Genomic DNA, 12,800 nt, shown 5'->3' with positions numbered 1-12,800 from the left:
ACTAAGAAAGGGTTTGTTATAAAATTTAAATTCTAGTTTTTTGGCTGAACCAAAACTGGCAAACCATTTACATAAACGGTAAGCTCATTGGTTCCTTCCAACGATAATTTAGTTTCCGTATGATCAACCGCAATTTTTAAAATTTGATTTCTGAAATTAATTTTAAAAGAATAACCCGACCATTCTTTAGGAATCTTTGGAGAGAAATGCAGGGTATCCCCTTTCACTCTCATTCCACCAAATCCTTCAACAATACTCATCCAGGTTCCAGCCATCGATGTGATATGACAACCTTCTTCCACTTCTTTATTATAATCATCCAAATCCAAACGAGATGTTCTTAAATAAAACGCATACGCCATATCCATTTTGTCCAACAATGCGGCCTGAATCGAGTGCACGCAAGGAGACAATGAACTTTCATGAACCGTAAATGATTCGTAGAAATCAAAATTGCGTTCCAATTCTTCTTTAGAAAAATGGTCTTCAAAGAAGTAGAAACATTGCAATACGTCGGCTTGCTTGATGTAAGGCGAACGCAATACACGATCCCAAGACCATTTCTGGTTGATTGGTCTTTGTGAACGGTCTAAATCTTTTACCGGAACCAAATCTTTGTCCAAAAATCCATCTTGTTGCAAGTAAATCCCCATTTCTTCTGATTTTGGGAAGTACATATTTCCAGCCACTTTATTCCATTCAAGCAATTCAGTCTCTGATAATTTCACTTTTTCCATAATACGTTTATGGTCTGAAGGATATTCTAACGACACTTTTTGAATTTGCTCGTAGGTGTAATCAATACACCATTTGGCAATATAATTGGTGTAGAAATTATTGTTGATGTTGTTTTCGTATTCGTTTGGTCCAGTTACTCCCAAAATCATGTATTGATTTTTGTTTTTGGAGAATGACGCTCTTTGATGCCAAAAACGGGCAATACCAATTAACACTTCCAATCCTTTTTCAGGGATATAAGAGTAATCTCCAGTAAAACGATAATAATTGAAAATGGCAAAAGCAATGGCGCCATTTCTATGGATTTCTTCGTGTGTGATTTCCCATTCATTATGACATTCTTCCCCATTCATGGTAACCATTGGGTATAAAGCCGCTCCGTTTTTGAAACCTAAGTTTTTCTCGGCATTTTCAATCGCTTTATCCAATTGGTTGAAACGATACGTCAAAAGGTTACGGGCTACTTGTTGGTCTTTGGTCGCCATATAAAATGGAATACAATAGGCCTCAGTGTCCCAATATGTAGAACCACCGTATTTTTCTCCGGTGAATCCTTTTGGTCCAATATTCAAACGTGAATCTTTTCCTAAATAGGTTTGGTTCAATTGAAAAATATTGAAACGAATTCCTTGTTGTGCTTTTACGTCTCCATCGATTGTGATGTCTGACATTTCCCAAATTTTTGCCCAAGCATCAATTTGATCTTGCAATAATTGGTCGTATCCTTTTGCCAAAGCAGTTTGAATAATATTTTCGGCTGCTGAGATGGTGTCATCGTGATTTAATGAAACCGTGTAACCACCAATTTTTTGAATGGCTGATTTTTCTCCTTTGGCAACAATTACATCATAGTAAAATAAAATTTTATCTGCTATTGTATCTACCGATATTGGAGAAAGGTTTTGTTTTTCGCCTTTTGCCCAAATGGTATTTTGCATAAAGGTCGTTACCTTAAAGTGCGTTTTAAAAGTTTGAGCCGTAACAAAAGCTTCATTTCCTGATTTTTTAACGTCTAAAGGCTCCCAGAATTTTTCTTCCCAGTTTGCATCTTCATTGGTTACACCAGCATCAATATAAGGTTTGTAAATGATTTTTGCATCTTTATTTAAAGGTGTAATTTCATAATTAATCACCCCAACTTCATCTAAATCCAGAGATAAAAAACGACGAATATCGACTTCAACTTCAGTACCGTTTTTTAAAGTCGCCTGAAAAGAACGATGGTACCAACCTTCTTTCATATTCAATTCACGACGAAAGTTTTTGACTTCGGTACATGTATTTAAATCAAAATCCTCACCGTTAATTTCGATATTGATTCCAATCCAGTTTGGTGCATTCAATACTTTGGCAAAATATTCCGGATATCCGTTTTTCCACCAACCCACTTTGGTTTTGTCTGGGTAATAAATTCCTGCAATATAGCTTCCCTGGAAAGTTTCTCCGGTATAGTTTTCTTCAAAATTGGCTCTTTGTCCCATCGCACCATTTCCGATGCTGAAAAGACTTTCGGAAGATTTAACACTTTCTCTATCAAATCCTTCTTCGATGATAGACCAATTATCTGGTTTTATATAATCTTGATTCATTTTTTTTTATTAAAATTTAAGGTATAAGGTTTGAAGTAAAAGAATAAAACACCTCTTTGCTTCATTCCTCTTTTTAACCCTATCTTTTTGTTTTTATAGTTATTTATTAATAAGTGACTCCAAAAAATCTGAGTCAATGTGTGTGAAATCTTTAAAAATATATTGTGCTTCATTAAGTGTAGCTTCTTCACCAATACCAACACTTACCATATTAGCGATATTTGCGGCTTGAATCCCTGCAACAGAATCTTCAAAAACAATTGAATCTTCATTAGCTACATTCAATAAACGTGCAGCATGAAGAAAAACTTCGGGATCTGGTTTTGCATTGACAACATCATTCCCATCAACTATGGCATCAAAATAAGGCAATGTTCCTGTTTTCTCCAGAATAGGTCTAGCATTTTTGCTAGCCGATCCTAAAGCAATTGGTTGATTATTTTCTTTTAAAAATTTCAAAACAGTCATAACCCCGGGAAGAATTTCACTTTCATCCATGTCAACCAAATACGAAAGATAATCCTCGTTTTTTTGAATCAGCCATTTGTTTTTGTCTTCTTGTGAAGCCTCAACTTTTCCCAATTCTAATATTATATCCAAGGAACGAACACGACTCACTCCTTTTAATAATTCATTATGTTCTAATGTAAAATCAATTCCTAATTCATTGGCAATTTTTTTCCATGCCAAGAAATGATATTTGGCGGTATCTACAATTACACCGTCCAAATCAAATATAAATCCTTTACTCTTTTTCATTATAATTCTACTGTTATTATTTTATCGAAGCTGTTTTTTCCTTTACAAAAAACACGGCTGTACCAGCTATTAGCATTGATACACCGGCTATCACGATAATTGCCATTGGATTACCTCCAAAAAGTGCAATTAATGTGCTACCTAATATACCCGCTGCAATTTGAGGTATTGTTATTGTTGCATTAAAAAGACCCATATATACTCCCATTTTGTCTGCTGGCAATGAACCAGATAACATTGCATATGGCATTGCTAAAATAGCAGCCCATGCCAATCCTACTCCGGAAATAGACAGTAATAAAAGGTTTTTATCTTCAACCATAAACATAGAAATCAATCCTAATCCTCCTAAAACGAGTGAAAAACTGTATGTTTTTTTTCTTCCAATTGCTTTTGCAATCGATGGGATCAATAAAGAGAAGACTGCAGCCACTCCACTATAAAACGCAAACATTACTCCAGTCCAATCGCCTGCTTCGTTAAATCCAATTGATTTTGCATCCAGAGCAACTCCATGCCCCCAAACTTGATTGGCAATAGCTCTTGTGGTATAAACCCACATCAAAAACAAAGCAAACCATGAGAAAAACTGAACGATTCCCAATTGCCAAAAGATTGTAGGTGCATTCCCGATTAATTTAAAAATACTTGTTTTTTCTTTTTTCTCAGAACTGTCAAGGTCAATTTTATTGTATTCAGCATGCTCTTTTGGTGCGTATTCTTTGGTTCTAAAAACTGTCCAAAGCACAGTTCCCAATAATATTGCCCCTCCTATATAAAAAGACCAAATAACCGATTCTGCTACTTTTTCGCCTGCTGCAGGAACATTGGACATTCCGATTTTCACAAGAATCCAAGGCAATAAAGAACCAAATACTGCTCCAAAATTGATAAGTGCACTTTGCAATGAATATCCTAAATTGCGTTGTTCATCATTGACCATGTCTCCTACAAGAGCTCTAAATGGTTGCATTGTTACATTAAAGGAAGTATCCATTAACAACAACATAACAGCTCCAAACAATAATGGCGGCAATAAAAAGGTAAAATATTCTGCATTTGGCATAAAAAACATTGCCAATGCCGATACAATTGCTCCAAAAAATATAAATGGGATGCGTCTTCCTAATTTTGTCCAAGTTTTGTCACTTGAAAGACCAATAATGGGTTGAACAACCAAACCTGCCAGCGGTGCTGCTAACCAAAAATAACCAATGCTATGAACATCTGCTCCTAAAGCTTCTAATATTCTACTTGTATTCCCATTTTGCAAAGAATAGCCAATTTGAACTCCGAGGAATCCAAAACTTAAATTCCAAATTTGCCAAAAGCTTAATTTCGGTTTTTCCATTATAATAAATTTATGCATTTATGCTTGACAAACACACTGTTTATCAAATGATTAATGATTTAAAAAAATAAAATTGATACAAAATAACAAAATGAAGTTTAGTTTTAAATCTATCTTCTTTTAAAAATAATAGACTTTAAAAAGCAAAAACAATTTTTTATAATCCAATACCCGACAGACAAAAGCGTAGCTGGTATTTTTTTTAATTGTTTCGATAAAATTCAAATTTGATTAAATTTATTGAATCGTTTAAAATTAATATCAAATGAAATTATTTTTCCAAAATTCATTAATATAGCAAACGTAAAAATTATGATTTTTTTAGTTATATGAATTTTCATCCATATACTTTTCAATAAACTGTTTTAAAAAATATCGTTTTAAAAAAACTCATCTTGTTTTCGAAGTAAAAGAAAAGTTGTAAACGAGGAGTAAATGTATAATTTAATTTTTAATTTTTTTACAAAAAAATCAAAATATGAGCAACTTTTTTAACTACAAGGTTGTAGTTATGAATAAAATAAGGCTATTTATTTACATTTTACTACTAATCTATAAATGTGTTTCAAATGAAAAAACTGGATAGTTTATAGCTACCCAGTTTAAAATTTTATAAATCAATAAATATATTAATCTGTAGATTCTCGTTCTACAAGATAAGTTTCAATCACCTCGGTACTATAATTTTCTTCACCATCTTCCTCTTCAGATTCTAATCTGTCTATCAGAATTTTTGCCGCTCTATTTCCCATTTTTACTCCACTCTGGCTAACTGTAGTAATGGTTGGCGTAGAATATTTTGAAATCATACCATCGGTAAACGCAATTACGGCTAAATCTTTTGGAACGTTTAAATCAATTTTATTTGCCGTTTTAATACAGGTTACTGCGAAAATTTCGTTTACAGCCAAAACTGCGTCTATCGCTTTATCTTCCAGTAACTTTCCAATTATGATTTCACAGGTATCGATATTTTCAATCTTTATAATTAAGTTTTCATCAAATGTCAATCCATTATCGAGTAAAGCTTTGATATAACCATCAGTTCTCAGTTTACCAACGCTTACATAATCTACCGTAGTGACAAGCGCTATTTTCTTGCGCCCTTTGTCGATTAAATTCTGGACCGCTTCATAAGCCGCCAATTTATCGTCGATAATCACTTTATCGCAAAGTACTTCATTAGTTATTCTATCAAACATAACCACTGGCATTCCTTGATTTATCACTTCGGTAATATGATGAAAATCTCCTTTAAACTGTGTTTCTTTAGACAAAGACATTATAAATCCGTCGATACTTCCATTGGCCAAAAGCTCCATATTTAAAACTTCTTTATCAAAAGAATCATCCGATAAACAGATAACTACACTATAACCATTTTCGTTGGCGATTTGTTCAATTCCGTTTATGACTGTTGAGAAAAAATGATGTACTATTTCAGGGATAATGATGCCTATCGTTTTGGTTTTTCTGTTTTTAAGGCTTAGTGCAATATTGTTGGGTTTGTAATGGTAAAATTTGGCAAACGCTTGAACTTTTAATCTGGTCTCTTCTCCTATTTCCGGGCTGTTACGGAGTGATTTGGAAACTGTCGATATAGAGACATCTAATTCTTTTGCAATCTGTTTCAGGGTAATTTTTTTCTTCATAATGGCATTCCTAAAGTTGTACTATTCAATTCTTAATAAAGGTAACATAATTTTTTATTTATTGTAATTATTCGCATAAAAAAAAATATAAAAAGCAAAGTTTTCAACACTATCACGTTTTCGTAACCCTGTTTGACTGATGTCATGTCGGGGGTGTTAATAAATTCTTAATTTTGAAATTCGAAGTAAAGAAAACTTAAACAAAACTTAACCAAAAAACAATTAATTTAAACAAAAAGTATGAAAACAATTTATAGAAAGTTGTTATTTTTAGTACTACTGCTTCCGTTTTGTGCAATGGCACAGAATAAAGTAGAAGGAACGGTTGTTGATAATGTATCAGGGCAGCCTATTCCGGGAGTAAATGTAAAAATAGAAGGAAGTTCTACGGGAGCTTCAACAGGTTTTGATGGTAAATTTCAATTGTCGAATGTAAAACCAACAGATGTACTTAGTATATCTTACATGGGTTATGCAACCAGAACAATTGCAGTTGGATCGCAAACCTCTTTAACAATCAAACTTCAAGAAGACTCCAACCAATTAAAAGAGGTAGTAGTTCAAGTGGGGTATGGTACTGTTAAGAAAAAAGATGCTACTGGTACTATTTCGGTTTTAGGCACAAAAGACTTTAACAAAGGACCAGTAGTTTCTGCAGATGCTATGATTACCGGTAGAGTTGCTGGTATGCAAGTTATTAATGGAGGAGGTTCTCCAGGTGAGAGTGCAGTTATTAGAATTAGAGGAGGGTCTTCCTTAACGGCCAGTAATGATCCTCTTTATGTAATTGACGGAGTTCCTACTCAGGCAGGTGGTGTTCAAGGTGGCAGAAACCCTTTGTCAACCATCAATCAAAATAATATCGAGTCAATCTCAGTATTAAAAGATGCCTCTGCAACTGCTATTTATGGATCTCGTGCTTCTAATGGGGTTGTGATTATTACAACCAAAAAAGGAAAAACGGGAGATATTAAGGTAAGTTATAACGGTGTTTTCCAAGTATCTCAAATCTCTAACAAAGTTGATGTTTTATCAACAGATGAGTTTAAAAGTGTGGTAGATCAATATGGTACACCAGCCCAAAAAGCATTGGTTGGTACCAGCAGCACCGACTGGCAAGATCAGATTTACAGAACTGCTTTTGGAACAGACAACAATATTGCAGTAGGAGGTGGTGTTGACAATGTGACTTATAGAGCGTCTGTAGGATATGCTAACTTACAAGGGATATTGCTTAGAGATAATTTGCAAAGAACTACTTTTCAAGCTGGATTAGTTGGAAACTTTTTCGATAAACAATTAAGAGTTGAAATCAACAATAATACAGCTTCTTTGGTAAACAATTATAGTAATCGTGGAGCAATTGGAGCTGCTGTAGGTTACGACCCTACTCGTCCTGTAAAAAATGATGATGGCACTTATTCCCAATGGTATAATGCAAACGGTACTTACCAAATTTTAACTTTAAGAAACCCTGTATCTCTTATACAACAAAATAATAACTATGGAACTTCATTTAGAAGTATAGGAAATGCACAAATTGATTATAAACCAAACTTTATCCCTGGCTTAAAAGCAACTGCAAATTTTGGTATTGACAATAACGACGGTGTAGGTTATGGCGATAATAGTCTAGATTTTTTAAACGGGCAAACAGGTACTGGTTATGGTAATACATATGAACACACCCAAAACAGTTACAATAAATTGATGGATTTGTATGCCAATTACAACAGTACTATTGGAGCAGTTGATGGAGTATATGATGTAACAGCGGGTTACTCTTATCAAAATTTTAGAAATACAAATTCAGGATTCGCTTACAATTATGAGCAAAATAAATATACCTATGATCTTGAAAATCCAAATACTGTAAATCTACAATCTTTCTTTGCCAGAGGTAATTTTACTTTTGCCAATAAATATTTAGTGACAGCATCCTATAGACTAGATGGAACTTCACGTTTTACTCCAGATAATCGTTGGTCCGGATTCCCTGCTGTAGCATTGGGTTGGAAAGTTAATGAAGAAGGGTTCTTAAAAGATGTTGAGAGCGTATCTACACTAAAATTAAGATTGAGTTGGGGTATCACTGGACAACAAGATTTACCAGGAAAATATTACCCTTCACTTCCTTTGTACCAATCCTCTGACACAGCTTCACAATATCCTTTAGGAGGAGCATATTACAGCACTTTGAGACCTCAAGCCTACAATTCAGATTTAAAATGGGAAGAAACTACGTCTTGGAATGCTGGTATTGATTTTGGTTTTTTCCAAAACAGATTTACCGGAAGTGTCGATGTATATCAAAAAGACACAAAGGATTTATTGTTAAACACCCAAAACCCATCATTCTTTGGTTTTTCGAACTACGGAGACTACAATGTAGGAGCGATGACAAATAAAGGTATCGAGGTAGCCTTGTCTGCAGACATTATAAAAAATGATGACTGGAATTGGAATCTTGGAGGTAATATTACATTTCAAAACTCTGAAATTACAGCTTTGACAACAGATTCAGCTAATACACCTGGAATAGCTGTAGGTGGAATTTCTGGAGGAACTGGTAACACTATTCAAAACCACCAAGTTGGATATGCTCCAAATGCATTTTTTGTATACGAACAAGCGTATGGTGCAGACGGAAAACCATTAGATGGTGTGGTAATTGACAGAAATCAAGATGGTAAAATTGATGATTTAGACAAATACCGTTATCATAAACCAGCAGCAGATGCTTTTTATGGAGTTAATACTAGCGTATCCTATAAAAACTGGCTTCTTGCAATGAATTTTAGAGGTTCATGGGGTAACTTTAATTATAACAACGTAGATTCTAATGCTGGCACAGTAAAAACCGTATTGATTAGTCCTAGTTACATTAATAATGGTATGAATAATTTACTTGAAACAGGTTTTTTACAAACTTCAGACAGACAATATCTTTCCGATTATTATGTACAAAAAGCCGATTTTTTCAGAATGGATAACGTAAGTTTAGGATATACTTTTGATCAAAAAGATGATAAGGGTGCAATAATACAATTGACTGGTGCAGTTCAGAATGTATTTGTAGTTACTGAATATACAGGTTTGGATCCTGAGGTAGTTAATCCAGGTAACTCTGTTGGAATTGACAACAATATCTATCCTAGACCAATCACTTTTACGTTAGGTTTAAACGTTAACTTCTAATACAAAATAACAAGAAAATGAAAAAGATACAAATAAAATTATTGGGTATTTCTTTGATGATGATGGGCTTGTTTTCATCATGTACAGGAGAATTAGACCAATCTCCAGATAACGGGTCTCAACTTCCGGCCGATCAAGTTTTTAGTAATCCAGCTTCCTATAAACAAGTATTGTCAAAATTATATGCTGGTTTTTCTACGACAGGTCAAGTTGGAAATAATGGAGGAGCTCCAGATATTTTGGGTATTAACGAAGGTGAAAGCCAATATATAAGAGGTTACTTCTTATTGCAAGAACTATCAACGGATGTTACCATTTTAGGATGGAACGATGCCACGATTAAAGATTTTCATTATCAAACATGGACGGCTTCAGATAAATTCCTGAATGCTATGTATTCTCGTTTTGCCTATCAGGCAGTAAATTGTACTGAGTTTCTGAAACAAACAACTGATGCAAAATTGGCGGGTAAAGGTCTAGATGCTGCTTTATTAGCCGAAATAAAAACATATAGAGCTGAAGCTCGTTTGTTGAGAGCTATTACTTACTGGCATTTGTTGGATACCTTTGGTGCTGGGTCTATACTTACCGAAGAGTCACCAGATAGTTTTAATTATCCTCCTTATGCATCAAGACAAGAATTGTACACTTTTGTAGATACTGAATTGACCGCAATTGAAGCAGAATTGAAAGACCCTAAAACCAATGAAGCTTTTCGTGCAGACAAAGCCTGTGCCTGGATGCTGCATGCAAAACTTTACATGAATGCCAAAGTATATACTGGAACAGCAAACTATGATGGTGCTGCTGCTTATATCAATAAAATTATTACTTCTGGTAAATTTTCATTGGTAAATAATTATAAATATTTATTTCTAGCAGACAATGATGTAAATGGAGCGCAAAATGAAACTATATTAACAGCAGCTTATGATGGTATAAAAACAACTGGATATGGTGGAACAACTTTCTTGGTACATGCCGGAATTGACGGAGACAGTAAAATGCCTGCTTCAGAGTTTGGTATTGGAGGCGGATGGGGAGGCTATAGAGCTACCTCTGCTTTTGTAAGTTTGTTTGACGGTAGCACTACCGATGTAAGAGGGAATTTTTACACTACAGGTCATACCTTAGAAAATACTGATGTATCCAGTTTTTATTCTGGATATGCTTTTCAAAAATTCAGAAACGTAAAAGTTGATGGTTCATGGGGTTCAGATGCATCGGGTAATTTTGTTGATACAGACTTCCCAATATTTCGTTATGCAGATGTATTACTAATGTATGCAGAATGTCAACTTAGGGGAGCAGCAGGAACAAATGCTGTTGATGCGCTTAGCTATGTAAATGCCATTAGAACTAGAGCAAATGCAGGGACTATTTCGGCTGGTGAACTTACTTTACCGTTCCTTTTGGACGAGAGAGGAAGAGAGCTATATCTTGAAGGTCATAGAAGAACGGATTTAATTCGATTTGGTAAATTTACTGGTGGTTCTTATTTATGGCCATGGAAAGGTGGCGTATATTCTGGTTCACCTACTCAATCCTATAGAGATTTATATCCTATCCCTGCTCAAACATTAGCAAATAACACAACCTATAAACAAAACCCTGGGTACTAATAATCAATCATAAAACTAAATAAAATGAAAAATATAACTAAATCAATAATTGCTTTGTTCGCTGTTTTAGCGTTCTCCTGTACTCCTGATGATGTACAAGATCGTCCTGTAGTTTCACCAGAAACTGCACCAGTTTTGACTGCTCCATTAAGCGGTGCCACTTATAACTTACTAGAAGTAAATAAAGACCAGATGGCGGAACGTTTTACCTGGACTGCTGCTGACTTTGGACAATCTGTTGAAGTGGCTTATTCTGTAATAATTGACATAAAAGGAAATGAATTTAAAACACCACAATCTTTAGGTGGAGCTACATCTCCTACTCTTCAATTGGCAGTTTCTGTGGAAGACATGAATAATGCTGTAACTAAGTTAGGCGCAACACCATTAGTACCTACTGAATTTGAAGTTCGCGTTGTTGCAACTACAGGTGTTTCTACTACAATGGTTTCAGAACCAATTACAATTGTAGTTACTTCTTATACAGGTTTACTTCCTTATGCCTATACAGATTGGTACCTAATTGGAGCAGCTGTACAAGGCGGATGGGATAACAATGCAAACACTGATCACCAACCAATGTTTAGAGACGGTACTAATGCAAACATCTACTCTTTTACAGGTTATTTCCTTGCTGGTAACTTCAAATTAATTTCAGAAAAAGGTAGCTGGGCTTCTCAATTAGGTAAAGCGAGTGATACAGCAATCCAAATACAAGACAATGCTGGTGAATTTACAATACCTACAGAAGGATTTTATAAATTTACGTTTGACACAACAGCTTTGACTTATACGTTAGTAGCTTATGATGCGTCAGCTGCCAAAGAGTTTACATCAATAGGTATGGTTGGTACTGCGACAGGAAGTTGGGATATAGATCAGGTTATGGCACAATCTGGTTTCTATCCAAAATCTCATATTTGGTCCATAACACTTGATTTGGCTAAAGGTGCTGCCAAGTTCAGAGCCAATGGCGCATGGGCTGACAATTGGGGTGGTTCAACTGCATTTTCTGCAATAGGAACAGGTGGTGGCGATATTCCAGTAACAGGAAAATCAAAATTCATTGTGTTTTTCAATGACTTAGACGGTAGTTATTCTATGATTCCTAATCAAAAATAACATAAGAATTATAATGATGAAAAGGGCTGTCTTAACTGACAGCCCTTTTTTTTATTCCCATAATAAAGAATAAAAGCAGATTTATTGGAGGCAACAATAAGAGTGCCCTAAAAATTATCATATTTTTACTGTTAGCAATTATAATCAATTACATATCAATGATTTATAATAAAAAACAAATTTTATTTGTAGTCCTTTTTTTATCAACACTACATCGTTGTAGTATTGTTTAATAAATACCATGCGTTAAAACATAAGATATATTTTATATATTTAATAACTGATATTTTTAATACGATTAACAGTCGATTATTTAGATTTAATATTCTCCATTGTTCCTAGTTGCAAATACGAATGATATGAATTTTAGATACGGTTGCGCAACCAAAGACCGAACCCGCGATTAATGTCTTTAAAATATGATTTTAAAATAAAACAGCGGAAGCCGAAAAGCTGATGAGTAGGCAACTAAAATTTAAAATTTATTAAAATGAAAAAAGATTTTTTAAGTAAAGTAAAAGGTGCTATCCTTTCTAAAGAAGAAGCAAAAACTATTTCTGGAGGTTATTCTGGATCATACCTTCCTGGTTCCCCATGTTCTTTTATTGTTTGTGGTGGAATACAAAATCAAGGTACACAAGTTTCAACAAGTTGTACACTACCAATGCCAGGCAAAGTATATGTGTATAAGCCAAAACCTGATTTATATTGTGTTACATATAATTAATTAGAACGAGGTTTTGTATAAAACCCCTTTCCTTTTAAAAAA

General features: G+C 34.4%; 8 protein-coding genes. 4 read left to right on the top strand and 4 right to left on the bottom strand.

The window, feature by feature from the left end:
• Positions 1–32: 32 nt before the first annotated feature.
• The 4 genes from OLM57_RS06655 to OLM57_RS06640 form a co-directional block, all read right to left on the bottom strand.
• Positions 33–2,327: a glycoside hydrolase family 65 protein gene (locus OLM57_RS06655; RefSeq protein ID WP_264566446.1), complete on the bottom strand. Its 2,295-nt coding sequence runs from the start codon at positions 2,325–2,327 to the stop codon at positions 33–35.
• Positions 2,328–2,426: 99 nt separating this feature from the next.
• Positions 2,427–3,086, bottom strand: coding sequence for a beta-phosphoglucomutase (gene pgmB / locus OLM57_RS06650; protein ID WP_264566445.1), 660 nt, complete (start codon positions 3,084–3,086; stop codon positions 2,427–2,429).
• Positions 3,087–3,102: 16 nt separating this feature from the next.
• A complete protein-coding gene (locus tag OLM57_RS06645; RefSeq protein WP_264566444.1) occupies positions 3,103–4,437 on the bottom strand; it encodes an MFS transporter in 1,335 nt (444 codons plus the stop codon).
• 629 nt (positions 4,438–5,066) lie between these two features.
• Complete coding sequence (locus OLM57_RS06640) at positions 5,067–6,089, bottom strand: LacI family DNA-binding transcriptional regulator (RefSeq protein WP_264566443.1); 1,023 nt, start codon at positions 6,087–6,089, stop codon at positions 5,067–5,069.
• A 240-nt stretch (positions 6,090–6,329) separates the two neighbouring features.
• On the opposite strand from OLM57_RS06640, the gene OLM57_RS06635 reads away from it, so the two are divergent.
• The 4 genes from OLM57_RS06635 (at position 6,330) to OLM57_RS06620 (ending at position 12,758) form a co-directional block, all read left to right on the top strand.
• Positions 6,330–9,287 carry a SusC/RagA family TonB-linked outer membrane protein gene (locus OLM57_RS06635; RefSeq protein ID WP_264566442.1) on the top strand — a complete coding sequence of 986 codons (2,958 nt, stop codon included), beginning with the start codon at positions 6,330–6,332 and terminating at the stop codon, positions 9,285–9,287.
• A 17-nt stretch (positions 9,288–9,304) separates the two neighbouring features.
• Positions 9,305–10,909: a RagB/SusD family nutrient uptake outer membrane protein gene (locus OLM57_RS06630; RefSeq protein ID WP_264566441.1), complete on the top strand. Its 1,605-nt coding sequence runs from the start codon at positions 9,305–9,307 to the stop codon at positions 10,907–10,909.
• 24 nt (positions 10,910–10,933) lie between these two features.
• The gene (locus tag OLM57_RS06625; RefSeq protein WP_264566440.1) at positions 10,934–12,031 is read left to right on the top strand and encodes a SusE domain-containing protein; all 1,098 of its coding nucleotides are present in this window, start codon (positions 10,934–10,936) and stop codon (positions 12,029–12,031) included.
• Between the two features lie 490 nt (positions 12,032–12,521).
• Positions 12,522–12,758 carry a hypothetical protein gene (locus tag OLM57_RS06620; protein ID WP_264566439.1) on the top strand — a complete coding sequence of 79 codons (237 nt, stop codon included), beginning with the start codon at positions 12,522–12,524 and terminating at the stop codon, positions 12,756–12,758.
• The last annotated feature ends 42 nt before the right edge of the window (positions 12,759–12,800 follow it).

It is taken from the genome of Flavobacterium sp. N3904, assembly GCF_025947305.1.
Classification (GTDB): Bacteria; Bacteroidota; Bacteroidia; order Flavobacteriales; family Flavobacteriaceae; genus Flavobacterium.
The sequence above is the reverse complement of the archived record's forward strand: the minus strand, read 5'-3'. Positions and strand labels throughout refer to the sequence as shown.